Here is a 24,929-nt window from a genome sequence, read left to right on the forward strand (position 1 = left end):
GGGTCACCTCTTGATGAGTTGAGCGAGTTCTTCGACGACCAGCGCGCGTAGTTCGGCGCGCAGTGCATCGATGCCGGGATCGGCGGTGCGCAGGGGCGCGGTGTTCGGAGTGCGGGTCGCGATGATCTGGGCGCCGGAGTCGTTGGACGCCAGCGGGTAGGCCGGCACGGGACCGACAGGAGAATGCCACGGCGCGATGCCCGCGAATTCTGGCATCCTCACGCCCGCGTCGGCGTTGTAGGCGATCTTCGCCCAGTTCATCAGGTTGTGCGGTTGCAGGTTCTCGCCGATCGAACTGCGGCCGACGAACCCTGTGCCGATCGTCATCGACGGCGCGAGGTTGGTCTCCAGACCGGAGGAACCGGTGCTGTTACCGACGTTGACCGACACCCGCAGCACGGGTACCTGCGCGGCGAATTCGGTGATGACACGCGGGTTCTCGCTGTGGATGGCCGCCGAGTGTCCGGCTCCGGCGATGCGCACGACGGCCCGAGCGGCACGGATGCCGCGTGCCGCGTCCGCAACGGTCGTCATGCCGATCACCGGGCAGAGCTTCTCGTGCGTCAGCACCTCCTCGGTGATGACGTCGGTGAACGGCGCGACGAGCAGGCGGGTCTTGGCGGTGACACGCAGCCCGGCCTGCTCTGCGATCCACGCCGCGGAACGTCCCACCACATCGGTGTTGAGGTGTCCGTCGGGGAACATGTACGCACGAAGCCGCGTCGCGGCATCGGCGTCGAGGATGTGCGCCCCGTTGCGGGTCAGCGCCGAACTGAGCTTGGCCGCAATGGAATCCTCGGCGATGAGAACCGACTCGTTGGTGCACAGCACGGAGTTGTCGAACGCCTTGCTGTCGACGATCCGCCGAGCCGCGGCCTCCACATCGGCGCTGGCGTCGACGAAGACCGGGACGTTACCCGGCCCGACGCCGAGAGCGGGGTTACCCGATGAGTACGCGGCCCGCACGACGCCGGTGCCGCCGGTGGCGACGATGACGTCGGTGCGCTCGTCGGCCATGAGTGCCTCGATCAGCGGGATCGAGGGCTCCTCGACCACCGAGACGATGCCGTCGGGCGCGCCTGCGGCCACCGCGGCCTCGGCCAGAATCCGGACGGCGTCGATCGAGCACTGCCTGGCCCGCGGGTGCGGTGCCACCACGATGGCGTTGCGGGTCATCAGGGCCAGGATCACCTTGAAGTACACCGTTGCCACGGGATTCGTGGTTGGCGTCAGCGCCAGTACCACGCCTGCGGGGCGCGGGAGCTCGACGATCTTGCGGGCGGCGTCCACTCGCGGTGACACGAAGTCCTCACCGCGGTAGTACTCCAGGATGCCGCGTGAACAGGCCCGGTTCTTGGTCACCTTGTCGGCGACCACACCCATGCCGGTCTCGGCGACGGCCGCCGCGGCGAAGCGCTCGGCCTCGGCGTGGCCCGCGTCGGCGACGGCCTGCACGATCGATGCGACGGTGGCCTGGTCGTACTCGGCGTATGCCCCGGCTGCCCAGCGCGCCCGTTCGAGTAGATGGCCTGCCGCTGCGATGCTGCTCATGCGTTCCTCCGTCCGGTTGCCGCAGCCCGTGCCCGACCCACGGAGACCTCGACGCGGTCCAGCACGTCCTCGCAGAGGTCGCGGCTCAAGAGCAGGCCCGGTTTGAATTGCAGCACACGGGGATCCAGTGTCGAGAAGATCGCCCACACTCCGTTTTCGTACAGTTCCCGCATGACGAACTTGGCGCCCTCGGGGTGGTCGAACTCGAGGCCGATCACGACGCCGTTCTGCCGGATGCCGACGAACCAGTCGGGGTAGTCGGCCTGAATGCGGGCCAGCCCCTTGGCGAAGATGTCGGCGATGTAGTGCACCGACGACCGGACCTGGGGTCGGCCGGTGATCTCGAGGGTCTTGATGGCCGCGACGCAGCCGAGTTCGGCGCCACCGAATGTCGAGATGTGGCCGAACCCGTCTTGATCGAGCCACTGGGCAGCCCGGTCGCTGAGCATCACGGCGGAGATCGGGTACATCCCGCCCGACAGGCCCTTGCCCGAGACCATGATGTCGGGTTCGATCCCGTGCTTGGTGATAGCCCACATCTCCCCGGTGCGCATCAGACCTGTCTGCACCTCGTCGGCGATGTAGAGCGCGTCATAGCGGATGCAGAGATCCTTGACAGCCTCGAGGTAACCCGGTGGCGGCAGCGGGAATCCGTATGTCGCGGGAATGGTCTCCATGATCACTGCCGCGACGTCGCGTCCGCGCAGAGCCTGTTCCATCGCGTCGACGTCGCCGAAGAGTACTTGGATGAACTCGTCCGGGCGGTCAGAGAGGAACAGTTTGGCGAAACGGTCGTCGCCGGTGGCGACCGCCAGACCGGTGTGCCCGTGATAGGCCTTCACGATCGAGACGATCTTGCGACGCTGGGTGGCGTGGCGAGCGCTCTTGAGTGCGATGTCGATCGCCTCACCGCCGCCGGAACCGAACGCCACCTTGGTGATTGACGCCGGTGAGGACTCGACCAGCTTCTGCGCCAACGCCGTGCGGGCGACCGAGGGGAAGTGGTGATTGCCCATGTCGAAGTGCTGCATGCCCTCCGAGATCGCAGCCATGACCTCAGGATTGCGGTGACCGAGGTTGTAGGTACCACCGTTGAGGTGCATGTCGATCAGGCGTCGCCCGCTCATGTCCCACAGGAAGTAGCCCTCCCGGCGGTCGATGACCAGGTCGACACCAGTGTCTGTCCAGAACTGCGTCTTGTCCGGATTCCAGTATTCCTTCGCTCGCTCCAGGACCTGCGTCTTGGACTCGAACGAGAACGTGCCGTAGTCGTACACGAAACTCCCTGCCGTGGATGATCTTGAGGGGGTGTTGGCGACCACCATAAAATGGTTGGACCATTAATGTCAATGGATCAGAAATCTTCGGCTAGCGGTTGCGCTCCCTAATTGGTAGTGCCAATATACGGAGGTTCGGCTGTGGGCTGCGCCACACTGGCGCGGCGCGTGAGCCACACCGTTTTCCTATCGTTCGCCTGGAAGGTGTCTACACAAGATGACCGATCAAGTCGCATCACGCGACGTCAAGACAGGTGACCCCGTCCAACGGCTTAAGCGAAACGCCGTCGGGACCTTTGGTGTCATCTTCATGGCGGTGGCCACCGCCGCGCCGATCACGGCCATGGTCGGCAACGTGCCGATCGCCGTCGGGTTCGGAAATGGTTCCCACGCACCCGCTGGTTACATCGTCGCCACCGTCGTGCTTGGCCTGTTCGCCATCGGCTACGCCACGATGGCCAAGCACATCACCACCACCGGTGCTTTCTACGGCTACATCTCGCACGGGTTGGGTCGTGTGGTTGGCATGGCCAGTGGCCTGTTGATCACCATGGCCTACGTCGTCTTCGAGGCCTCGCTAATCGGCATCTTCTCGTTCTTCTTCAAGAACTTCCTGTCATCACAGTTCGGAGTCGAGATCCACTGGATCCTGCCGGCCATGCTGATGCTGGCGCTGAACGCGATCCTGACCTACTTCGACGTGAACCTCACGGCGAAGGTGCTCGGCGTGTTCCTGGTGACCGAGATCGTGATGCTGTCCCTTGGTGCGTTTGCAGTGCTGTTCCAGGGTGGCGGCCCCGACGGCTTCGCGGTCGGGGAGATCCTCAACCCGATCGGTGCCTTCACCCCGGCTGCCATCGCGGGCGCCAGCGCCGGCCTCGGTCTGTTCTTCGCGTTCTGGTCCTGGGTCGGGTTCGAGTCCACCGCCATGTACGGCGAGGAGTCCAAGGACCCGAAGAAGATCATCCCGCGCGCCACGATGCTCAGCGTCCTCGGCGTCGGCATCTTCTACGTCTTCGTGTCCTGGATGGCGATCGCGGGCACCGGCCCGCAGCAGGCGGTCGATCTCGCGCAGAGTGCGGACACCTCGTCGGAGATCTTCTTCGGCCCCGTCCGCAGCACCTACGGCGAGTGGGCCATCACGCTGTTCAACATCCTGCTGGTGACGGGTTCGTTCGCCTGTGGCATGGCATTCCACAACTGTGCATCGCGCTACCTGTACGCACTGGGCCGCGAGGGACTGTCGGAGGGTCTGCAGAAGACGCTCGGCGCAACTCACCCCAAGCACGGATCCCCCTACATCGCGTCGTTCGTGCAGAGCGGCATCGCGTTGGTGCTGATCCTCGCCTTCTTCTTCGCGGGGATGGATCCGTACGTGCACATGTACACGCTGCTGGCGATCCTCGGCACGATGGCGATCCTGATCGTGCAGTCGCTGTGCGCCTTCTCTGTCATCGCCTACTTCCACTTCCACAAGAACCACCCGTCCAGCGCGCACTGGTTCAAGACGTTCCTCGCCCCAGGGCTGGGCGGCATTGGCATGCTGTACGTGGTGTACCTGCTGTGGGAGCACAAGGACGCGGCGGCAGGTGCGGCGTCGGGCACGCTGCTGTTCAAGCTGACCCCGTGGATCGTGGTCGGGCTGTTCATCTTCGGTGCGAGCATGGCGCTGTACTTCAAGCTCCGCGATCCGCGGCGCTACGAGCTGATCGGTCGAATCGTTTACGACGAGAACGAAATTCGCGACTAAAGGAGTACGTCAGCATGGTTGACTCAAGCTCCGATCAATCCGCGCCTCTGCTGGGGCGGTTCAAGGTCCTCGACGCGAAACCCGTCAATCTCGACGGGTTCAGCGTCCCGGACGTCGGACTCGGGCTGGTCGCCATGCACTCTGAGAACGACCCCACCCCGTCGCTGGTGATAGGCGACGGGGTGGTTCTCGAACTCGACGGCAAACCAGCCGCGGAGTTCGACGTGATCGACGAGTTCATCGCCCGCTACGGCATCGACCTGACGGTTGCGGCCGAGGCGATGGCACTCGATGACGTCGAGCTGGCCCGGATGGCCGTCGATGTCAACGTGTCGCGGGCGGAGGTGGTGCGGCTGATCGGCGGCACCACCCCCGCCAAGCTCGCCCGGGTGATGGCCGCGATGTCGCCCGTCGAGATGCAGATGGCGATGGCCAAGATGCGCGTCCGGCGGACGCCGAGCAACCAGGCCCACGTCACCAATCAGCTCGACGACCCGCTGCTCATCGCCGCCGACGCCGCCAGTGCGGTCGCCTACGGGTTCCGCGAGGTCGAGACGACGGTGCCGGTCCTGGGCGACGCGCCGTCCAACGCGGTCGCACTGCTGATCGGCAGCCAGGTCGGCACGCCGGGCGCCATGGCCCAGTGCGCGATCGAGGAGGCGCTGGAACTGCGGCTGGGGATGCGCGGCCTGACCAGCTATGCCGAGACGATCTCCATCTACGGCACCGAGCAGGTGTTCGTCGACGGTGACGACACCCCGTTCAGCAAGGCGATCCTGACGAGTGCCTACGCGTCGCGCGGCCTGAAGATGCGGGTCACCAGCGGTGGTGGCGCCGAGGTGCTGATGGGTGCGGCCGAGCGGTGCTCGATCCTGTATCTGGAGTCGCGGTGCGTCTCGCTGGCCCGGGCACTCGGCTCCCAGGGAGTGCAGAACGGTGGCATCGACGGCGTCGGTGTCGTGGCCTCGGTGCCCGACGGCATGAAGGAACTACTCGCCGAGAACCTCATGGTGATGATGCGGGACCTGGAGTCCTGCGCAGGCAATGACAACCTGATCTCCGAATCTGACATTCGCCGCAGCGCACACACGCTGCCCGTGTTGCTCGCAGGCGCGGACTTCATCTTCTCCGGATTCGGCTCGATCCCGCGCTACGACAACGCCTTCGCGCTGTCGAACTTCAACTCCGATGACATGGACGACTTCTTGGTGCTGCAACGGGACTGGGGTGCCGACGGCGGTCTGCGCACCGTCTCGGCCGAACATCTGGAGGCCGTGAGGCGCCGCGGGGCTAGGGCCGTGCAGGCGGTGTATCGCGACCTCGGCCTCGCCGACTACGACGACGCCCGGGTGGAGGAAGTGGTGGTGGCCAACGGTTCCCGCGACCTCTCGGCCGGGCATCCGAAGATCGTCGCGGAGGCGGCCGCCTCGATCGAGGCCAGATCGCTCACCGTGTTCGACGTCATCGCGTCATTGCAGCGCACGGGGTTCGAGGCTGAGGCCGACGCGATCGCCCGGCTCACCCGGGAGCGGCTCAAGGGTGATCAGCTGCAGACCTCCGCGATATTCGACGAGGAGTTCCGTGTCCTGTCCAAGGTCACCGATCCCAACGACTACGCCGGGCCGGGAACGGGCTACACGCTGTCCGAGCGACGGCGCGCCGAGATCGACGGTGTCCGCCAAGCCCGCAGCGCCGCGGAACTGACCGCCGATCAGGCCGAGCATCACGGCCACGTCATCGTCAACGATGTCGAGATCGCCCGCCAGGGCAGCGACCCGCGTGAAGTCTGCATCGGACTGTCCCCGGCGTGGGGACGCAGCGTATGGCTGACGCTGTGCGGGTTGACCGTGTCCGAGGTGCTGCGGCAGATCTCGGCCGGTCTGGAGGAGGAGGGCTGTGTGCCCAGGCTGGTGCGGGTGCGGTCCACCATCGACGTCGGTCTGATCGGGCTGACCGCTGCGCGGCTGTCGGGCTCCGGTATCGGAATCGGACTGCAGGGCAAGGGGACAGCGCTGATTCACCGGCGCGATCTCGCACCGCTGGCCAACCTCGAACTGTTCAGCGTGGCACCGCTGCTGACGGCGAAGATGTACCGCGAACTCGGCAAGAACGCCGCGCGGCACGCGAAGGGTATGGCGCCGGTCCCGATCCTCACCGGCGGTACCGACGAGTCGATCTCGGCGCGCTACCACGCCCGCGCGGTCGCCCTCGTCGCGCTTGAGCGGGAGGCCTGCGAGCCAGGCCAGCCCCCCGTCACCGTCGAGGTGAGGCGGCCGTGAGCGCCGAGGCAGAACGGTTCACCGTCGAGAACGCCGTCGACGGCAAGCTCGGCCTGTCAGACCTGCGGATGGATCCCGCGACGCTGGTCCATCAGGCCGCCGTCGCGGAACAGCACGGGAACCCGCAGCTCGCCGAGAACTTCCTGCGTGCAGCGGAATTGGCGACCGTCGATGACGAAGAGGTGATGGCGCTGTACGAGGCGCTGCGCCCGTACCGGTCCACTGCCGAGCAACTCGAGGAACTTCGCGCGTCACTCGAGGCACGCGGTGCACCGCGGTGTGCGGAGCTGGTGCGCCAGGCCGTCGACGTCTACGGCCGGCGGGGACTGTTGCGTTGAGCGTGCCGGACCGGTTCGCGGGCGTCGTCGCCGGGATCGACGTCGGCAACCACACCACCGAGATCGTGCTGGCGCGGGTGGATGGCGGCACCGTCACCACGCTTGCGCACGGGCAGGCTCGCACCCGTGACCGCAAGGGATCTCGCGAATCGCTCAAGGGCGCGGCCGCCCTGTTGCACCGGCTCGAGGTCGAGGCAGGAGTTGTAGCCGAGGAACTTCTGCTGTCAGCGCTGCGGCCGGTTGACACGGCGACCGCACCGATCCCTCCGGCGTCATCGCCGCGCTCTCCGGTCCGAAACCTGCGCAGGCCCGACGCCAGCACCCCGGCCGGCGCCGGGTACGGGGTGGGACACCATGTTCGACTCGCCGATCTCGACGGCCCGGTGGATGGCGGAACGGTCGTCGTATCCGTGGACGGGGCAACCGATTTCGAGGTGGCCGCACGGGCCATCTCCGACGCCGTGGCCCGCGGCTGGCAGGTGGCCGGCGTGATCGTCGCGCAGGATGACGCCGTGCTCATCCGCAACCGCATCCCCATCGACGTTCCGGTCGTGGACGAGGCAGACGTCGACGGTGTGGAACCCGGCGCGTTGGTCGCCGTGGAGGTCGTCGAGGAGGGCCGTGCGTATCGCGCCATGGCCGATCCCATCGCACTGTCGGCGGCACTGCACCTGAGCCACGACGACATCGTCGACATCGCGGAGTTCTGCCGTGAACTCGCCGATTCCTCGGCGATCGCCGTCACGCGGCGCACCAGCCCGGTGCCCGCGCCGACGGCCGACGACGACTACGTCGACTGTGTCATAAACGGCACGGACGGCATGGCCGGCGACCTGGTGCGATACTCGCCCGCCCAGGCCCACGCCGTGTTGCGGCTGGCGCCGCCGGGCTGCGTCGAACGCATCCGCCTGCGCTCGGTTCCCGCCGCGGCACAAGGCATCGCGGTGGAGGATGCGTTCTTCACCGATCTCGCGTCGATCGACAGTGGGGCGTGGCTGCGCCGCGGTGTCGTCGACGCCCAGGGCACGGTTGTGGCCATGCTGTCGGCTGACGAGGTCTCCGATGCCGCAATCACGTTGGCGGAGTTGACCGGACGGCCGACACGCACCCTGAGCACCGAACCGGAGGCGGCGGCATGGGGCGCTCGCACCACACCGGGGTTGCCTCCCGACGCGCTGGTGTGCGATATCGGCGGCGGCACCATCGACCTGATCGGCGGCGAGCGAACCGTCGTCGCGGCAGGGGCGGGGGAGACCATCACGGTTGCCGTGGCGCGGGTGCTGGGCATTCCGCGTGCGCTTGCCGAGCGTGTGAAGCGCACCCCCGCCATCCGGGTGGAGGGCCCGCACGTCGCGCACGAGGAGGACGGCCGCCGCGTCTTCCTGGACTCACCCGCGCCGGCCGACGCGATCGGCAGGCTCTGCACCCGAGGTGACGCGGGCCTGGTGCCGTTCTCCAGCAAGCTGGCGGCCGAGGAGTGGCGCAGTCTGCGGTTGGCCGTCAAACAGGAGACGGTCGCGTCCAACATCGCCCGCTGCATGCGAGCCTTCGAGCAGCCGCCGAGCGCCCTGGTACTGGCCGGTGGCGGCGCACTCGACGACGAACTGCTGCGCACTGTCGGGGAGGCACTGCGCGCCGTGCCCGTCGTTGTCGGGCGGGCCAATATCGACGGTGTGCACGGACCGCGGTTCGCGGTGGCGTGCGGGCTGATTCACCTGTTCGCGGCCCGGCATTCAAAACCATTGAGCTGCTAGAGTTCAGCCGTTCTTCGCGATGTGGAACAAGGAAGTCCGGTGCGATTCCGGCGCGGTACCGCCACTGTGAGCAGGCGTCTTGTGCGCTTCGTGAGCCAGATACTCGGCCACATCGTTCCCTTCGACCTCGGGGCGGTGCTTCCCCGAGACAAGGACTAAGTCATGACTGCCCGCCCTCACCGCCTTGTCCTTGTCGGATTGGGCGTCGACGCACCGTCGCAGGACGCCGACCTGTTGCTCATCGCCGAGTATGCCGACGCACGCGTCGCATACCTGCAGATGGGGACACCCACCCTGGTCGAGGTGCTGGACGATCTCGCAGCCGACGAGCCGGGTGCGCACGTGCACCTCGTGGCCGCGCCCACCGCGGGGGCCCCGGCGCCCGCACGATCGTGGTTGCGGAGGGTGGCCGGGGACTGGACCCGGCGGCACCCGGGCTCACTCGTCGTCACGGTCGCAGACCGGCCCGTGACAGGCGGTGAGGCCGCTCTGTCGTCGCCTGCCTGGGAGCAGGTGCCCGGGCACGGTCGTCATGTTCTGGTGTGTCGCGGTCCGCGTTGCACCGCACGTGGCTCGGCGTCCGTCGCAGAGGCGATCGACGACCGGCTGCGCGAACGCGGGCTCGGCGACGACGACGTATTGGTGACGCAGACGGGGTGTCTCTTCCCGTGTAACCACGCCCCAGTTGTCGTCGTGCATCCGGACGATCAGTGGTGGGGTCCGGTCTCTGCTGAAGACGCACGGGCCCTCGTCGACTCGTGGGTCACCGAGCCGCGGCGTGAGGTCCAACGCTCAATCCACAAACCACAACCACTGCGAAATGATCGTGATTCGCCAGCGGCCCCTTAGCCGAGGCCGGGCAGGATGTCGCCGAGGCCGAAGGTGACGGGCTGCTCTAGTTGCGCGAAGGTGCACGAGCGAGGGGCGCGGTCGGGGCGCCAGCGGTTGAACTGCGCGGTGTGGCGGAACCGCTGCCCCTCCATGTGGTCATAGCGGACCTCGACGACGCGTTCGGGCCGCAGCGGTACGAACGACAGGTCCTTGCCCGCGCTCCAGCGTGACCCGGCACTGCGCTGCGGTGCGGGGTCCGCGACGTGGGCGGCCCAATTCCACGGATGGTCATCGAAACTCGTTACCAGCGACTGTAACTCGGCGTACAGCTGGCGCCGCGTCGCCATCGGGAAGGCGCCTATGATCCCGACAGAGGCGAGCATTCCGTCATCGGTGAACAGCCCGAGCAGCAGAGACCCGACGGCGTCCTCACCCGACTTGTGCACCCGGTAACCGGCGACCACGCAGTCCGCGGTCCGGGTGTGCTTGACCTTGAACATGACGCGTTTGTCAGGCTGGTAGGTGATGGACAGCGGCTTGGCGATGACACCGTCCAGACCCGCACCCTCGAACTCGGAGAACCAGCGCTGCGCGGTGGCCAAGTCGGTGGTCGCGGGCGTCACGTGGAACGCCGGACCCGAGTCGGCGAGCGCCGCGACCAGCGCAGCGCGGCGCTCGTCGAACGGCAGAGATGTGTGGTCGTCGTCGCCGAGGGCCAGCAGGTCGAACGCGATGAACGCCGCGGGCGTCTTCTCGGCGAGCATCCGCACGCGGCTGTCGGCGGGATGGATGCGCTGCTGCAGCGCCTCGAAGTCCAGGCCGTGCGCGGTCGGGAGGATGATCTCGCCGTCGATGACGCAGCGGGGTGGCAGCTCGGCCCTGGCCGCCGCGACCAGTTCGGGGAAGTAACGTGTCAGCGGTCGCTCGTTGCGGCTGCCGAACTCGACGTCGTCACCGTCGCGGAAGCAGATCGACCGGAACCCGTCCCACTTCGGCTCGTAGCTGGCGTCGGGTGGGATGGTGGGCACCGACTTCGCCAGCATCGGCGAGACCGGCGGCATGACGGGCAGGTCCATCGACTCATTCTGACGGGTCGCGATGACATTTCCCGGCATCGGAGGTCACAACTGGCATGGACGCGACAATGGGTGAGGTGACGGGTATGAAACCGTCGCGCAGTGGACATCTACCGATCAACGGCCTGAACGTCTATCACGAGGTGTACGGGGAGCTAGGCGCGTCGAAAACGCCTCCGCTGCTTCTGATTCCCGGCGCGTTCATGGCCACCGACTCGATGACGTCGTGGGCGGCGGCCTTCGCCGGCGAGCGCACCGTCATCGTGTTCGATCAGCAGGGACACGGCCGCACCCCGGACACCTCACGCGCGATGTCCTACGAGCAGTTCGCCGACGATGCCGCGGCACTGCTACAGGCACTGTCGGTCGAGCGCGCGGACGTGATGGGCTACTCGCAGGGTGGCGGTGTCGCATGGCAGCTGGCTATCCGGCATTCGGCGCTGGTCGGGCGGCTGGTGTCGATGTCGGCGACCTATCGCAGGGACGGCTGGTATCCGTCGGTGCTCGAGTCCATCGGGGGCTTGAGCGCCGACGTCTTTGCCGGTACGCCTGTCGAGTCGGCGTTCAAGGCGCACACGCCGGACGCCAAGGCCTTCGATGCCTACGTCGAGAAGATGAAGGTCCTGAACGTCGACGACCAGGACATCAGCGATGAGCAGATGCGTGCGGTCTCGGCTCCGACGATGGTCATCGTCGGTGATGCGGACGGTGTGACGCTGGAACACGCGTTGGCGATGTTCGCGCTGCGCGGTGGCGGTGATGAGGAGGCGGCGGCGTCGGGAGTGCTGCAGCGAGTTCCTGCCGCGCGCCTGGTGGTCCTGCCGGCGATGTCCCACATCGGGCTCTCCGGGGCGTCCGCGGTGCTGGCGCCAATGGTGAGCGCATTTCTCGACGATGCACCGCCAGTGACGCCGAATCTGTTCTAGGGAGCCGGGATTGCAGCCGGCTTGAGGTGACGGACTGCCCAGCCGACACCAATCATCAGCGCCACGCCCACGCCCGCACCGATGAGCGCGACCGCCCAGGACTCGCGCAGGGATCCGCCCATGGCGAGCCAGGCGGGCAGTGCGGCGGTGAGCACGCCCTCGACCAGTGCGACAGTGCCGGTGATCTTGGTCAGACCGGTCCGCTCCAGGCCCAGAACCAGGAAGAAGAGCATCCACAACGCCGCCCAGGCGAGCCAGATGATCCCGAAGACCGGGGCGTCGGCAGCGAAACTTCGTGCGGCATAGGCGATCGCGGCCACCGCGACGAAGAGCGAGAACCAGCCCAGGCCATGGCCTGGTAGGTCGAACAGCGCGTTGATGCCGACCCACAGATAGGTGAAGCCGAACAGGTACAGGCCGGCTGCGGCCTGGATGACGGCGGGGTCGCCACCGGCGGTGAGGACCAGATAGGTCGGGGTGAAGACCTGCATCAGGCCGACGAAGAGATTGAGCGGTGCGGCTCCGCGCGGGCTCACCCAGCCCAACAGCATGACGCCGTTCACTATCAGTACCGCGCCCACATAGAACAGTCCGATGTTGCTCATCGGGGACCTCGATTTCTCTCGGGATGCCGCCCGGTCGGAGAACCCGGCCGGGCGGCCTCGCGCTGTTCTTTGGCTTACTGCTAGTGGGGAAGGATGTCCTTGTCGAAGATGTCCAGGGGGATCTTCAGGACGACTGCCGCGTTCGGAATGTCGACGACGCCGCCGACGTGCATCTCACACGGCGCCACCGAGATGATGGTGTACGCCTGCTCGGGGGTGTAGCCGAACTTCCCGAGGTATTCGATCGCCTGCTCGACGACCTGCGTCACCGCCATGGTGGTGTCGAGGTACTTCTGTTCACGGCCACCTGCCGACAGGCCGGTGAACGAGATGTACCTGGTGCCGAAGTCTGGATCGACCGGGGACGGCCGGAACATCGGGGTCCGGACGCCGTAGCGGGCCATCCCGTCCTTGATCACGTTGAACCGGTACCAGCCGGCACCGTCCATCTCGATTGCGTTCCAAGTGATTTCGCCGTCACCCTCGGCGAAGTGGAAGTCTCCGCTGGAGAACAACGCCCCGTCGACGAACACTGGGAAGTAGACACGTGAACCGCGCGACAGGTTCTTGATGTCCATGTTCCCGCCGTTCTCGCGCGGCGGGATGGTCCGTGCCGCGGTCTCGGCGACGCGCGCCCACTCGTCGCCCTCGAGGTCACGAAGGACAGCGGTGTCCCTGGCGTCTGCGCGAGGTGCGGCCAAACCGTCGGCGATGAACGGGTCTTCGCGCTCATTCCAGATCCGAAGCAGATCATGCGAGGGAGCGACGCCGATGATGCCCGGGTGACTGATCGCCGGGATCTCCACCCCGGGGATCTGGCGGCTCGTGGCAAAGAGACCGTGTAGATCCCAAATGGTCTTGAATCCGTCGGGGAAGGATGCTGCCAGCGGCCCACCCATGCCGGGCAGGATGTTGGAGTAGCCGATGCCCGAGAGTGGCTGAACGTCGAGAATGTCGACCACGAGCAGGTCGCCGGCCTTGACACCGTCCACTCTGACTGGGCCCGTGAGCGGGTGGGTGCGGGTCAGGTCGAACGTGTGGATGTCGCCGTCGTCGTCGACGTCCTTGAGCTGGTAATCGTCGTAGCCGCCGCTCTCCAGAATGAGTTCATCGCCGATACCGACCTCGATGAGGGGCGGGATGTCGGGATGCCAGCGGTTGTGACCGAGATGCTTCTGCTCGGCCAGGGGGACGCCGACCTCACAGGAGAAGCGTTGGACACCGAGGTCGCGATTGGGGAATCGGGATACGCCCGAGCGCGTGAAGTCGGTGGGTTCGGCCATGGTGCATTCCTCTGTTCGCGGGATGTGACGGCGCCCACGTTATCTCCATTTGGAAATAAATCAACCCCGAAGTTTCGCGCAGTCGGACTGTTCGCCTTGGGGCGGGAAATGGGGGAGCGGACGGCGCGATGCGCTGTCAGCAAAGGCCTCGATAGAGGGGTGGCGTCAGCTCTGTCAGCTGCGTTTGGCCAGTAGGCCGGCGAGAGCTTGGTGCTCCCACGCGGCCAGATCATGCAGCTCGACTTCGATGGTCTCGCTCACTCGAGGAGTGATGGCCTGGTACTTCGAGCGCCCGCGGTCGGTCAGATGCACGAGCACCCGCCGACGATCCAGCGTGTCAACGGTTCGGTGCAGCAACGCCTGATCGACGAGCCGGTCTACGCTGCGGGTAAGGGTTGCGCCCGGCAGGCCGACGACGTCAGCCAGGCCGGTCATCGTCAGCCCGTCCGTGGCGCGATGGAGTGCCCCGAGTATCAACCAGTGCGGTACCGCAAGCCCGGTGCCCGACAGGCTGGCGCCAATGGTCCGCTCGAGGCGCGCTGCGCGGTCCAGGAGTAGTGCGGCGAGCTCCTCGAATTCTGCCGACATTGAACGATCCACACTCCGATCCGCACCCGGTCTGCGATGCTTGGCGGGCATCGAAATCGGGGAAACGAGACTCCACAATCAATTCCATTTGAACACATGCCCGCGGGGTAAGTCGACCAGAGGAGGTGAAGTGTGGGTTGGAACACGGATGCCTTTCGGATAGGCCTCGCCATCCCGCTTCAAGGCCCTGGAGGCATATTCGGCCCGTCCTGTGAGGCGGTCGCCGAGTTGGCCGTGGCCCAGCTCAACGCCACCGACGGCATTCTGGGCAGACGAGTGGAGATCGAGGTACTCGACGCCGGGGCTCCGGTGGAGGAGTTCTGCGACCGCACGTTGCAGGGCGTTCAGCGGGGCGCAGTGCACGCGGTGGTCGGTTGGCACATCTCCTCGGTTCGACAGCACATGTCCCCGCTGCTGGCGCAGATGAATGTCCCCTACGTCTACACATCGCTGCACGAAGGTGCCGCCGGTGAGCCAGTGCTCTGCTCGGGGGAGACCCCGGCGGTTCAGGTGGTCCCCGGGTTGAGTTGGCTGCGGGAGCATCTGGGATTGCGTCGGTGGGCCATCGTGGGCTCGGACTACGTGTGGCCGCGGCGTACCGCTCGTGCCGTGCACGCCTACGCGGAGGCTTCCGACTCGAAAGTCGTCGGTGAGTTCTACGTGCGCTACGGCTGTCGCGACTTCACTGGCGTCCTGCGCAACTTGGACACGAGCAATGCCGACGCGGTGATCATGCTGTTGGTGGGACGAGACGCGGTGCTGTTCAATCGGCAGTTCGCCGCCAACGGCATGCAGGAGCGCGTGGTGCGGTTCTCGCCACTGATGGAGGAGAACATGCTCCTGGCATCAGGCGGTGCGGCCACAGGGAACCTGTACGTTGCCGCGGCGTACTTCAACAGCCTTGCCACATCGTCGGCACTGGACTTCACCGGCGCCTACCTGGATCGATTCGGCCCGCACGCACCAGCTTTGAACAACGCCGCGGAATCGTGTTACGAGGGAATCCTGGCACTGGCTGCGAGCGCAAACACCGTCCAGAGTGTCGACTCGCATCAAATACTCGCGGCGATCGAGAACCGGGGAGTGAGCTACAACGGGCCCCGTGGGACGGTGCACCTCGGCGTGGGCCGTTCACGTCAGCAGGTGCATATCGCCCGTGCCGACCACTATGACTTCGACGTCATCGGGATGTTGCCGGAGCCGTCGGACCGCTAGCGCGCGCAGCGGCGATGAGTTTGGGGCGGTGCGGTGGTCTAGATCCATGACAACCGATGAACCAGGATGGACTTTGTGGATCTCCCCGTGCAGCCACCCGTCGACCCGATGCTCGCCAAGGCCGCGGCCAAGGTGCCCGACGAGCCCGGTGTGTGGTCGTATGAACCCAAATGGGACGGCTTCCTTCACTGAACTTGTCAAGGTTGTTGAAGGAGAAGTCCTTGGTGTTGTCGGTATCGAGCCGCGGCTATTTGTCTTGTCATGTTGCACGACGTTGGGGGATCAGTAGCCCGCTTATCAAGCGGCGACAGCGTCTTGTCCCGCAACATCTAGGTGTCGCGTGTCTAGCGACTCATCGTGTAAGTCGACGCTCGACGATGTTGAGGAGGGTGGCGATCGCGGTTTGGTCACCGGTTGCGTGCAGATGACCTCGTGTGACGGCGTCGCCTAGGGTGACCCTACTCCCGGCGATAGCGGCGATCGTCGCTGCGCTCGCTCGGATCGTTACGTCGCTTGGCTTTTCGCCGGCCCCCGGTGTAACTGTTGTGTGGCCGTCGCGGATCCGTAGACGTGCGACGCTCTCATCGATCTGGAACTCGAACTCGGCATCCAGTTCGCTTGGCAGATCGTCAAGGTCGCTGCCGGTGAAGAACGTCAACGACCATTCCGCGTTGTAGGCCTCGTGGTCGACGTCGTCGTCGTCCATGTGGTGCCGGGCGCCCCACAACGCCAGCGGGACAACCGCCTGGGCGAGTTCGCGTCCCGCGTCAGTCAGTTCGTAGGCCACCGCGGCGCTCGGCTGATCAAGCAGAAGTCGTCGACCGATGATGTCGTCGGCCTCGAGTTGTCGCACTCGCGCGGCCAACAAACTGGTGCCGATCCCGGACAGCGCCTCAAGCAGCTGCGAGTACCGCTTCGGGCCCGAACTTAACTCACGCACGATGAGCAACGTCCAGCGTTCCCCGACGACATCGAGGGCATGTGCGAGCCCGCAGAACTGTCCGTACGTCCGCCGCGTCATGCTTCGATCCTAACGAACGACTCACTGATTTTAGATCATACTTCTAAAATATGTAGCGCACTGCAAAATCACCTGCTACTTTCTACGCACGGGTCGCGGCCCGTCCGTTCGAAGGAGCCCACGTCGTGAATGGAAGAACAACCGGAACCGACGGGCAGGCCATTTTGGATGCCACACAATTCGCTGAGACCGCTGAGCGCATCACCAACCAGGCGCTGACCGCCGAGATGCTGGCGCTCTACGCCCCCGATGCGGTGGTGGAGTGGATCATCGACGGCGCCTACGAACGCCACGAGGGCATAGACGCGATTCGGCCGGCCGTCACCGCGATGTCCGACCTCTGGCGTGCACGACGTCTATACGTACGCAAACAGTCGCAGTGCGCAGACGCTGACCACGTCGTGCTCACCTATTCCGGCGGTTTCTCCGGCGGCAAGAAGCTATTTGGCACCGAGATTTGGACGCTGCGTGACGGACTCGTCGTGTGCCACCAAATGTACGCATATCTCGACGTTCGGCCGCGAACGTCGCTATGGGCCCAAATCCGAGTGGCCCTCATGGATCCACGAACAGCGCTGCGCGCCAGACGCATCGACCGGAATCTGTCAAGGTAATCGACCACGAATCCACTGCCGGGAATCAACCACCGTCCGGCTCATCCATCCGAAGCGAGAAGGCAAGCAAAATGTCCACCCCATTGGAAACCACCACCTCGATCCAAACCCACGCGATCGGCCGGGAGCCAGCTCTCACCACCATGGCCATCGGGCGACTCCTGCTTGGGATCGCGTCCCTAGCAGCACCACGAGCATTCGCCCGAGCGGTCGGCGTATCGACCGTTACACCCGAATTGACCTACATGACAAGGATCTACGGTGCTCGTGCCCTCGCAATGGGAACTGCATTTCTGACCAGCAGTCAACCCGAACGGGCCCGATGGACACGGCTGTCGCTAGCCATCGACATCTCCGATACCGCCACGGGGATCGTTCACCTGCTACGACGAGACTCCGCACTGCGGGCGATCATTGCGATGATCGCCCTCACCGCCTCCTATGCAGTGCTCGGCGCACTCCACCTGATTAGCAGCAACGACGAAGGCCGGTCTCGGTGAAACACCCTCGAACGCAGGCGATCATGACGATTGCCACCGGATACCTCGTTCTTGGCATCTGGGCGACGGTGGCACCGGCCAACTTCACAACAATTCTCGCGAACTTCGGCGAGTTCAACCCGCACCTCGTCCGCGACTTCGGAGTATGCGCACTCAGTTTCGGCTCCGCTCTCATGATCGCTGCCTTCAAACCTGCCTGGCGCCGCCCAGCGCTACTGATCACGGCACTATGGAGTTCGCTGCACGCACTGAACCACTGGGTCGACGCCGCCGAAGCCGATCCTGCATGGATCGGGTGGGCCGAAGCCTCACTCCTGACAATCGTCGCGCTCGTCCTCGCAGGCCTTGCTCGCGCCGAGCACTCCTTTAGTGAAACTGGCTCGGACTCGCGCAGTGCTTGACGCCGCGCCCAGTCGCAGCCCACCATTCATCGACAGGAAGAGCTCAAATTCACTTGTAGAGCCACCCGAAGCCGGCATCAGCCTCATGGCCGTTGCAATGGGCTGGTCATTGACCGTCCGTACACAAAAGCCCTGAACGCGGCGGGTGTCGTCTCGGCCAGGGCCGCCGTCACCAGTTCGGGAAGTAGCGCGTCAACGGCCGCTCGTTGCGGTTGCCCAACTCGACCTCGTCGCCGTCACGGAAGCAGATCGACCGGCCCCGTCCCACTTCGGCTCGTGTGACAGAGCGAGGATTCGCCGGGCAGGTCAGGAATGGACTTCGCGAGCACGCGACATCGGCGGCATGACGGGCAGGTCCACCTGCTCATTGTCGCGACTCCACCGCGGCGATGAGTTTGGGGCGGTGCGGTGGTCTAGATCCATGACAACCGATGAACCAGGATGGACTTTGTGGATCTCCCCGTGCAGCCACCCGTCGACCCGATGCTCGCCAAGGCCGCGGCCAAGGTGCCCGACGAGCCCGGCGTGTGGTCGTATGAACCCAAATGGGACGGCTTCCGCGCGCTGGTGTTCCGCGACGGCGACGACGTGGTGCTGCAATCACGCAACGGCAAGGAGTTGGGCCGCTACTTCCCCGAGCTTCTCGACGCGCTGCGTGACGAACTCGCACCACGATGCGTGCTGGACGGTGAGGTAGTGGTGCCGCGCGAGATCGGCGGACGCACCCGGCTGGACTGGGAGTCGCTGAGCCAGCGCATCCATCCTGCCGAGAGTCGCGTGCGGATGCTCGCCGAACAGACTCCCGCGCACTTCATCGGTTTCGACGCATTGGCCGATGGTGACCGCTCGCTGCTCGACGAACCGTTCCGCGTGCGTCGCGAAGCGCTGTCGGCGTCTGTGCAGCACAAACAGTGGTGCCATGTCACCGGCACCACCGAGGACCCGAAGTTGGGCGCGCACTGGCTGACCAGCTTCGAGGGCGCGGGCCTGGACGGCGTCATCGCCAAGCGCCTCGACGGCCACTACCTGCCGGGCAAACGCGAGATGGTGAAGGTCAAGCATGCCCGCGACGCCGACTGCGTCGCGATCGGCTACCGGATCCACAAGAGTGGTGAGGGTGTCGGCTCGGTCCTTCTGGGCCTCTATCGCGATGATGGAGAACTCCAGATGGTCGGCGGCGCAGCATCGTTCAGTGTGAAGGATCGGATCAAGCTGCTCGCCGAACTCGAGCCGCTGCGGGAGGCCGAGGACCTGGTGCGCGACGGTGAGCCCAGTCGGTGGAACTCGGCCGCGGACAAGCGGTGGATCCCGATCCGGCCCGAGCTGGTCGCCGAGGTGGCCTACGACCAGATGGAGGGCAACAGCGAGCACGGAGCCGGGCTGCCGGCGACATCAGGCCAAGGCAGGCGATTCCGGCACGCGGTGAAGTTCGTGCGCTGGCGCCCCGACCGAGAACCGTCCAGCTGTACCTTCGACCAGCTCGAAGTTCCGCTCAACTACGACCTATTCGACGTACTGGAGTCCTGAGATGGCAAGTGCTGCTACCGAACTCGACGTTGACGGGGTCAAGGTCAGGCTGACCAGCCCGGACAAGGTCTACTTCCCGAAGCCCGGTTACACCAAGCGTGACGTGGTGGACTACTACCTCGCGGTCGCCGACCCCATGGTTCGGCTGCTGCGGGACCGCCCAGTGCATCTGCAGCGCTTTCCTGACGGTATCGACGGCGAGGAGATCTACCAGAAGCGGGTCCCCGCAAAGCATCCCGACTACCTTCAGACGTGCACGGTGACATTCCCGTCCGGCCGCACAGCCGACGCACTCAAGGTCACCCATCCGTCGGCCATCGCCTGGGCGGCGCAGATGGGCACCATCACACTGCATCCCTGGCAGGTGCGCTGTCCCGACACCGAACACCCCGACGAGTTACGCATCGACCTCGACCCGCAACCCGGGACCGACTTCTCAGATGCCCGCGCGATCGCCGTCGACGTCCTCAAGCCCGTGCTGGACGAGCTCGGCATCGTCGGCTACCCCAAGACATCGGGAGGCCGCGGCGTGCACGTGTTCGTGCGCATCAAACCCGACTGGGACTTCATCGCGGTGCGGCGCGCCGGTATCGCGCTGGCGCGTGAGGTCGAGCGGCGGGCGCCCGACGCGGTCACGACGTCGTGGTGGAAGGAGGAACGCGGCAAGCGGATGTTCATCGACTACAACCAGAACGCGCGCGACCGCACTTTCGCGTCGGCCTACTCGGTGCGGCGCACCGCGATCGCCACCGTGTCCATGCCGTTGACGTGGCAGGAGTTGGCCAGCGCCGATCCGGACGACTACACGATCGCGACGGTGCCGGACCTGATCGCCACCCGGGACGACCCGTGGGCCGATATCGACGCGATCGCGCACACGATAGAGCCGCTGCTGGAGATGGTCAGGGCCGACGAGGAGGAACGCGGGCTGGGGGATATGCCTTATCCGCCGAGCTACCCGAAGATGCCGGGCGAACCGCCGCGGGTCCAGCCGAGCAAGAAGGTCGCCGCGAACTGGGACGAAGACGGCAATCCAGTGGGTGACTAGCGCTCAGCGCAGCGTGACGGCACCGACGACCGGTACCCGGGTCATCCAGAACTCGGGTACCTCGGCGTTGGCGCGCGCGTCCCTGGCCTTCGTGTACAGCGCCATCACAGCGAGTTCCAGGGCGCCGATGACGAGCATCGGCCACACCGCGCCGGCGATGACGCTGAGCGACAGGGGGTGCGTGGCGGGTTGACGGCGATCGGTGAGGCAGTTGCCCGCCACGAACACGACCACCGTGGCCACGAGCCAACACGCCAGGTAGACGAGACTCCAGGTCGGAAACACTGCAGTCCTCCGGTCGCTGTTCGGTAGCTAGTGACCGTCAATGTAACCTTCGCCACTGGCCCTAACAAGGTCTTCCCGACGCTCCCAAAGCTGGGAAACCCGCTGGCTATAGCCCTGAAGTTAGCTGGCGGCTATCAATTTGTGGGGCCTTCTCTGCCGTGATTGTGGCAGCAAACGGCAGTGGGCGACACGGCCGCCATATCGGTGGCGGCATCGACTGCGGAGATCCCGACGGCAACGCGCTGAGCGCAGTGAACGCCCCTCGAATGGCCCGTACCTGGCTGGACACCGGTTTTCGACCGATCAGCCGGTTGGCGTAAACGAACCATTTCGATGGCACGAACGAGCGGGGGTTTGTGGCCGAAGAGATCGATTGACGGACCGGCGGGCGGTCGACGACGCCGTCAATCGTTTGCGTTGTCAAAGTGGTTGCCGATTCCCTCGCAGGAAACTGACAGAAGTTCGGCGATCAGCCGGCGTTGAGCGGGGCTTTGCCCGTCATGTGGCGCCCCTCGCGGTCAATCCACACGAGATCGACAACGTCGCCGGGGTAGTGCCGGTCGAGCACGTTGGTCAGGGTCGTCGCCGAGTCCAGACCCGACCCGTCGATGCTGATGAGGACGTCACCGTTGTTCAGCCCGGCCAGCGCAGCAGGCCCGCCAGGCAGGACGTCTCGGATGATGACGCCGGGAATCGACGGGTCCTGATCGCCCGTGGCCACTCCGACCCCGAGCAGCGTGGGGGGACCGATGTGCACGGTGTCCGACGCGGCACCCGAGCGGATCTGACCGGCCACGGCCATGACGTCGTTGATCGGGATCGCGAAACCGGCACCGCCGGGACCCATGCGGAAGGTCACGGTGGCTGCTGTCGTCAGGCCGACCACCTGGCCTCTGGCGTTCACCAGCGGACCGCCCGAGTCGCCCGCCCGAACGGGGGCGGCGAACTCGATGAGCCCGGTCATCTCCGACGAACTGCCGGTGAGTTCGTCCTTGGCGCTGATCGTCTGGCCGAAGGCCGTCACGCTGCCGGCCTCTTGGGTCAGGGGGCTGCCGGATCCGTAGGCGTTGCCGAGCGCCACGACGGGTTCGCCGGCGGCGAGTGATGACGAGTCCCCGATGGACGCCGCCGGCAGTCCGCTCGCGCCGCGCAGCTGGAGGACGGCGACGTCACGGGACCGGTTGTAGCCGACGAGGTCGGCGGTGTACGGCCGACCCAGCACGACCCCGGTGATGGTGTCGGCGCCGGCGACGACGTGGTAATTCGTCACGACGGTGCCGTTCGGGTCGATCACGATGCCGGTCCCGGTGCCGATGGCGTGCTGGTAGTCGATTCTGGTGTCGAGGCGTACCACCGCGGGCTCAGCGGCGGCGATCGCACCGGTGAGGTCGTCCGGCGCGGCGAGGGCTGGGACAGGTGCCGTCAGCGATGCCGCTGCGACGATCGCGATGCCGACGGCGAGCCGCCATCGCGAGAAAGACCTGCCCATGTGCCGCCCCTGTCTGGCCGAGATTGTGCCTCAATACTGACGGTGAGACGCCCAGCTGTCGACGAAGCTCGCCCGTGCAGAGTCAGTCGTCGAGGGCTACCCCACCGCGTGAGCGGCGAAACAGGCGTGACGATGACTTGCCCGCCGGGCGGCGGTTGCGCAGCTTGGCATCGGACTCCTCGGAGTCCTTCTCGGTGACCTTGTCGGCGTTCTTCTCGTTGTCGTTACCGTCGGCGACGTCGGTCGCCTCGTCAGCAACAACGGTCTCGTCGGCCTCTTCAGCCTCGACGGACGCATCGTCCTCAGTCGCCTCGGAAGCCTCGGTGGTCTCGGGCTCGTCAAGCTCGTCGGCCTCGGCCTCGGACTCGGACTCGGCGGCCTTGCCGCGGCCCCGACGCTGATTCGCCGACTTGGGCTTGAGCGGCTTCGGCGGAGGCGGCGGCAGTTCGGCGACGTAAGCCAGATGGAAGGCGAACGCACCGAGCAGGGCAAGTGCGGCTGCCGCGCCGTAGATGCCGAACAGCCAGGCGCCCGCAGTGTCCAGGCTCAGCCAGATCTCGCTGATGGCCGCGCCGACGATCAGAACGCCTGCCAGGACCTGCAACGCGATCGAGCAGACCCGCAGCGTTAGCGCCAGCGTGGGGGTGCCGTACTCGGGCTTACGGGTGCGCAGCCAGGTGAACACGACGGGAAGCGCAGACAGCCCGATCAGAACGCCGCACACGATGCGCATCGCCGTGCCGAGGGTCTCCGACCAGGCGCCGGTCAGCTCATTCCAGCGGGGCAGAACGAAGAAGAAGTACAGAACACCGGCAAGGACCAGGAACGATGCGTGCCACAGGACCGCGATCCAGCGCCGCATGCTCCTCCTCGAGTCGGTGGTGGGGCTTCGGCGTGGGGTACGGCCGGTATTTCTACCGGCCGTACCCCCACCATGTGCGGAGGATAGGGGATTTGAACCCCTGAGGGCTATTAACCCAACCCGCGTTCCAGGCGAGCGCCATAGGCCACTAGGCGAATCCTCCGCGGGCAATGGTAGCCGACCTTCCCGGCACACCCCACAAGACGCAGACTCTGGGGTCGTGACCGGCACCGGTCCGGGGCTCGTGCTGGCGGGTATTACACTCATGGCGGACCCCGCGCGGCGTCCATCCTGTGAACTCCCCCAGGGCCGGAAGGCAGCAAGGGTCAATGGGCTCTGGCGGGTGCGCGGGGTCCCCTTAGGTTCAAGGGTCCAGTAGTTCTTTCGTGTTTCAGTAGACGGTGAAAGGCGCGCCGTGTCGTTTCAGTCCCTCGGCGGCGACGATCTGCAGGCGCAGCATGAAGCGCAGCGCCGCAACTATGCCGATCTGCAGGCCAAGAAGCTCAGCCTCGACCTGACGCGCGGCAAGCCGTCGCCGCTTCAGCTCGACCTTTCCAACGCGCTGCTAAGCCTCCCGGGGCCGGACTACCGCGACGGTGATGGCACCGACACCCGAAACTACGGTGGCCTGCACGGACTGCCCGAACTGCGGGCGATCTTCGGTGAACTACTAGGTATCCCCGTCCCGAACCTGATCGCGGGCAACAACGCGAGCCTCGAGATGATGCACGACATCGTGGTCTTCTCGCTGCTGCACGGTGGCGTCGACTCGCCAAGACCATGGCGGGACGAGCCGGTCATCAAGTTCCTGTGCCCGTCGCCCGGTTACGACCGGCACTTCGCCATCACCGAGAGCTTCGGCATCGAGATGATCCCTGTGCCGATGCGCGAGGACGGGCCCGACGTCGACCTGATCGAGGAGATCGTCGCCGCCGACCCCGCGGTCAAGGGCATGTGGTGCGTGCCGGTGTTCTCCAACCCGACCGGCGTCACGTTCTCCTGGGAGAACGTCCGCCGTCTCGTCCAGATGGAGACGGCCGCAACCGATTTCCGGCTGTTCTGGGATAACGCGTACGCGGTGCACACCCTGACCCACGATTTCCTCCGGCAGGTCGACGTGCTCGGCCTGGCGGCGGCCGCGGGCAACCCCAACCGGCCGCTGGTGTTCGCGTCGACGTCGAAGATCACCTTCGCCGGCGCGGGGGTCAGCTTCTTCGGGGGCTCGCTGGGCAATATCGCCTGGTACTTGCAGCACGCGGGCAAGAAGTCGATCGGCCCCGACAAGGTCAACCAGCTGCGCCACCTGAGGTTCTTCGGGGACGCCGACGGCGTGCGCCTGCAGATGCAGCGCCACCAGCAGCTGCTGGCGCCCAAGTTCGCGCTCGTCGCCGAGATCCTCGAGGACCGGCTGGGGGAGTCGAAGATCGCGTCGTGGACCGATCCCAAGGGCGGCTACTTCGTCAGCCTCGACGTGTGGCCGGGTACCGCCAAGCGCACCGTGGCCCTGGCCAAGGACGCGGGTATCGCGGTGACCGAGGCGGGCGCATCGTTCCCGTACCGAAACGACCCGGACGACAAGAACATTCGGATCGCACCCACGTTCCCGTCGCTACCCGACCTGCGCGAGGCCATCGACGGGCTGGCCACCTGCGCGCTGCTGGCGGCGACCGAGACCCTGCTGGGCTCGAGCTAGTTCGGGACTAGTCCGC

At 65.9% G+C, this 24,929-nt stretch carries 23 protein-coding genes, 1 tRNA gene, 1 other RNA gene, 2 pseudogenes and 1 riboswitch; of the genes and pseudogenes, 15 read left to right on the top strand and 12 right to left on the bottom strand.

What is annotated here, in order from left to right:
* Positions 1-3: 3 nt before the first annotated feature.
* Together ABIA65_RS05640 and ABIA65_RS05645 are read right to left on the bottom strand one after the other, a co-directional pair.
* Positions 4-1,551, bottom strand: a complete 1,548-nt coding sequence (locus ABIA65_RS05640) for an aldehyde dehydrogenase family protein (protein ID WP_354522902.1) — start codon at positions 1,549-1,551, stop codon at positions 4-6.
* The gene (locus ABIA65_RS05645) at positions 1,548-2,828 is read right to left on the bottom strand and encodes a class-III pyridoxal-phosphate-dependent aminotransferase (RefSeq protein WP_354522903.1); all 1,281 of its coding nucleotides are present in this window, start codon (positions 2,826-2,828) and stop codon (positions 1,548-1,550) included. Before ABIA65_RS05645 ends, ABIA65_RS05640 begins: the two co-directional genes overlap by 4 nt.
* Before the next feature lie 217 nt (positions 2,829-3,045).
* On the opposite strand from ABIA65_RS05645, the gene ABIA65_RS05650 reads away from it, so the two are divergent.
* The 5 genes from ABIA65_RS05650 to ABIA65_RS05670 all read left to right on the top strand — a co-directional run bounded on the left by ABIA65_RS05650 (position 3,046) and on the right by ABIA65_RS05670 (position 9,798).
* Positions 3,046-4,578: an APC family permease gene (locus ABIA65_RS05650; RefSeq protein WP_241402639.1), complete on the top strand. Its 1,533-nt coding sequence runs from the start codon at positions 3,046-3,048 to the stop codon at positions 4,576-4,578.
* 14 nt (positions 4,579-4,592) lie between these two features.
* A complete protein-coding gene (locus ABIA65_RS05655) occupies positions 4,593-6,857 on the top strand; it encodes a propanediol/glycerol family dehydratase large subunit (protein ID WP_354522904.1) in 2,265 nt (754 codons plus the stop codon).
* Positions 6,854-7,195 carry a diol dehydratase small subunit gene (locus tag ABIA65_RS05660; RefSeq protein ID WP_354522905.1) on the top strand — a complete coding sequence of 114 codons (342 nt, stop codon included), beginning with the start codon at positions 6,854-6,856 and terminating at the stop codon, positions 7,193-7,195. Before ABIA65_RS05655 ends, ABIA65_RS05660 begins: the two co-directional genes overlap by 4 nt.
* Positions 7,196-7,197: 2 nt before the next feature.
* A complete protein-coding gene (locus ABIA65_RS05665; RefSeq protein ID WP_502919535.1) occupies positions 7,198-8,949 on the top strand; it encodes a diol dehydratase reactivase ATPase-like domain-containing protein in 1,752 nt (583 codons plus the stop codon).
* A riboswitch (cobalamin riboswitch) is annotated at positions 8,932-9,074 on the top strand. (Overlaps the previous gene by 18 nt.)
* 37 nt (positions 9,075-9,111) lie before the next feature.
* Positions 9,112-9,798 (top strand): (2Fe-2S) ferredoxin domain-containing protein, encoded by a 687-nt coding sequence (locus tag ABIA65_RS05670; protein WP_354522907.1) that lies wholly within the window; start codon positions 9,112-9,114, stop codon positions 9,796-9,798.
* Here ABIA65_RS05670 and ABIA65_RS05675 read toward each other — a convergent pair.
* Complete coding sequence (locus ABIA65_RS05675) at positions 9,795-10,856, bottom strand: ATP-dependent DNA ligase (RefSeq protein WP_354522908.1); 1,062 nt, start codon at positions 10,854-10,856, stop codon at positions 9,795-9,797. The genes ABIA65_RS05670 and ABIA65_RS05675 overlap by 4 nt on opposite strands.
* 56 nt (positions 10,857-10,912) lie before the next feature.
* Here ABIA65_RS05675 and ABIA65_RS05680 point away from each other — a divergent pair, with 56 nt between their 5' ends.
* Positions 10,913-11,782, top strand: coding sequence for an alpha/beta fold hydrolase (locus tag ABIA65_RS05680; RefSeq protein WP_354522909.1), 870 nt, complete (start codon positions 10,913-10,915; stop codon positions 11,780-11,782).
* On the opposite strand, the gene ABIA65_RS05685 is transcribed toward ABIA65_RS05680, so the two are convergent.
* The 3 genes from ABIA65_RS05685 to ABIA65_RS05695 form a co-directional block, all read right to left on the bottom strand.
* A complete protein-coding gene (locus tag ABIA65_RS05685) occupies positions 11,779-12,387 on the bottom strand; it encodes an AmiS/UreI family transporter (RefSeq protein WP_241402647.1) in 609 nt (202 codons plus the stop codon). The two genes, ABIA65_RS05680 and ABIA65_RS05685, sit on opposite strands and share 4 nt — an antisense overlap.
* Positions 12,388-12,467: 80 nt before the next feature.
* Complete coding sequence (locus tag ABIA65_RS05690) at positions 12,468-13,670, bottom strand: acetamidase/formamidase family protein (RefSeq protein ID WP_241402648.1); 1,203 nt, start codon at positions 13,668-13,670, stop codon at positions 12,468-12,470.
* Between the two features lie 174 nt (positions 13,671-13,844).
* The gene (locus ABIA65_RS05695) at positions 13,845-14,258 is read right to left on the bottom strand and encodes a MarR family winged helix-turn-helix transcriptional regulator (protein ID WP_241402649.1); all 414 of its coding nucleotides are present in this window, start codon (positions 14,256-14,258) and stop codon (positions 13,845-13,847) included.
* A gap of 132 nt (positions 14,259-14,390) precedes the next feature.
* Between ABIA65_RS05695 and ABIA65_RS05700 the strand changes: the two genes are divergently transcribed.
* Complete coding sequence (locus ABIA65_RS05700; RefSeq protein WP_241402650.1) at positions 14,391-15,473, top strand: substrate-binding domain-containing protein; 1,083 nt, start codon at positions 14,391-14,393, stop codon at positions 15,471-15,473.
* Positions 15,474-15,539: 66 nt separating this feature from the next.
* Positions 15,540-15,656 (top strand): annotated as a pseudogene (locus ABIA65_RS05705) (ATP-dependent DNA ligase); the annotation flags it as partial.
* Positions 15,657-15,825: 169 nt separating this feature from the next.
* Here ABIA65_RS05705 and ABIA65_RS05710 read toward each other — a convergent pair.
* A complete protein-coding gene (locus ABIA65_RS05710; protein ID WP_241402651.1) occupies positions 15,826-16,494 on the bottom strand; it encodes a winged helix-turn-helix transcriptional regulator in 669 nt (222 codons plus the stop codon).
* Positions 16,495-16,619: 125 nt separating this feature from the next.
* Between ABIA65_RS05710 and ABIA65_RS05715 the strand changes: the two genes are divergently transcribed.
* The 3 genes from ABIA65_RS05715 (at position 16,620) to ABIA65_RS05725 (ending at position 18,009) form a co-directional block, all read left to right on the top strand.
* On the top strand, positions 16,620-17,108 hold the full coding sequence (locus tag ABIA65_RS05715; protein ID WP_354522910.1) for a nuclear transport factor 2 family protein: 489 nt from the start codon (positions 16,620-16,622) through the stop codon (positions 17,106-17,108).
* A gap of 83 nt (positions 17,109-17,191) precedes the next feature.
* A complete protein-coding gene (locus ABIA65_RS05720) occupies positions 17,192-17,608 on the top strand; it encodes a hypothetical protein (RefSeq protein ID WP_354522911.1) in 417 nt (138 codons plus the stop codon).
* Between the two features lie 23 nt (positions 17,609-17,631).
* Positions 17,632-18,009 carry a hypothetical protein gene (locus ABIA65_RS05725; RefSeq protein WP_354522912.1) on the top strand — a complete coding sequence of 126 codons (378 nt, stop codon included), beginning with the start codon at positions 17,632-17,634 and terminating at the stop codon, positions 18,007-18,009.
* A 178-nt stretch (positions 18,010-18,187) separates the two neighbouring features.
* Here the strand turns inward: ABIA65_RS05725 and ABIA65_RS05730 are convergent.
* Positions 18,188-18,369, bottom strand: a pseudogene (locus tag ABIA65_RS05730) (ATP-dependent DNA ligase); the annotation flags it as partial.
* A gap of 81 nt (positions 18,370-18,450) precedes the next feature.
* Between ABIA65_RS05730 and ABIA65_RS05735 the strand changes: the two are divergent.
* Together ABIA65_RS05735 and ligD are read left to right on the top strand one after the other, a co-directional pair.
* Entirely contained in the window at positions 18,451-19,536 is a 1,086-nt protein-coding gene (locus tag ABIA65_RS05735) for an ATP-dependent DNA ligase (protein ID WP_354522913.1), read from the top strand.
* 1 nt (position 19,537) lies between these two features.
* Positions 19,538-20,584, top strand: a complete 1,047-nt coding sequence (gene ligD / locus ABIA65_RS05740) for a non-homologous end-joining DNA ligase (protein ID WP_354522914.1) — start codon at positions 19,538-19,540, stop codon at positions 20,582-20,584.
* 3 nt (positions 20,585-20,587) lie between these two features.
* Here ligD and ABIA65_RS05745 read toward each other — a convergent pair whose 3' ends face one another.
* From ABIA65_RS05745 to ABIA65_RS05760, 4 genes are all read right to left on the bottom strand, one after another.
* Positions 20,588-20,869: a hypothetical protein gene (locus tag ABIA65_RS05745; protein ID WP_241402657.1), complete on the bottom strand. Its 282-nt coding sequence runs from the start codon at positions 20,867-20,869 to the stop codon at positions 20,588-20,590.
* Between the two features lie 469 nt (positions 20,870-21,338).
* Entirely contained in the window at positions 21,339-22,358 is a 1,020-nt protein-coding gene (locus ABIA65_RS05750; RefSeq protein ID WP_354522915.1) for a S1C family serine protease, read from the bottom strand.
* An 82-nt stretch (positions 22,359-22,440) separates the two neighbouring features.
* Entirely contained in the window at positions 22,441-23,220 is a 780-nt protein-coding gene (gene lucA / locus ABIA65_RS05755; RefSeq protein ID WP_354522916.1) for a lipid uptake coordinator LucA, read from the bottom strand.
* Between the two features lie 77 nt (positions 23,221-23,297).
* Positions 23,298-23,383, bottom strand: a tRNA-Ser gene (locus ABIA65_RS05760).
* 104 nt (positions 23,384-23,487) lie between these two features.
* On the opposite strand from ABIA65_RS05760, the gene ffs reads away from it, so the two are divergent.
* Positions 23,488-23,582, top strand: an RNA gene (gene ffs / locus ABIA65_RS05765) — signal recognition particle sRNA small type.
* Between the two features lie 53 nt (positions 23,583-23,635).
* A complete protein-coding gene (locus ABIA65_RS05770; RefSeq protein WP_241402660.1) occupies positions 23,636-24,913 on the top strand; it encodes an aspartate aminotransferase type Ic in 1,278 nt (425 codons plus the stop codon).
* Positions 24,914-24,929: the final 16 nt, after the last annotated feature.

This window comes from Mycolicibacterium sp. 624 (assembly GCF_040548615.1).
Classification (GTDB): domain Bacteria; phylum Actinomycetota; class Actinomycetes; order Mycobacteriales; family Mycobacteriaceae; genus Mycobacterium.